This is a genomic window from Aeromonas sp. Prich7-2 (assembly GCF_017939255.1).
GTDB classification, from domain to species: Bacteria; Pseudomonadota; Gammaproteobacteria; order Enterobacterales; family Aeromonadaceae; genus Aeromonas; species Aeromonas caviae.
Genome location: NZ_JAGKRI010000196.1, coordinates 1 through 293, shown reverse-complemented (window position 1 = coordinate 293; position 293 = coordinate 1). Strand labels below are relative to the sequence as shown.

Below are 293 nucleotides of genomic sequence, written 5' to 3'. Positions count from 1 at the left end.
CGGCCATCATCAAGCTCGGTAGGTAAGGGCCAGGTAAGGCCGAGCGCCTGGGCACTTTTGAGGAGTTTCTGGATGGAGCCGACACTGACCTTGGTACAGATACTGATTTGGCGAACAGAGAGGTCAGCTTCCAGCCGCAGTCGCAGCACTTCACGAATTTTACGCATTGCAATCCTCTTGGCAGACATAGGCTCTTCCCTGGCAAAAGGGAGAGCGTATCAAAGGTTTTTAAATCAATGCGTTAAGGATGATTCCGGTGAATGTGAACAGTGATTCCGGGATGTTGAACACTG

General features: G+C 50.9%; 1 pseudogene. It reads right to left on the bottom strand.

Going from position 1 to position 293, the window contains the following annotated elements:
- Nucleotides 1-188, bottom strand: a pseudogene (locus J9892_RS20540) (IS21 family transposase); the annotation flags it as partial.
- Nucleotides 189-293: the final 105 nt, after the last annotated feature.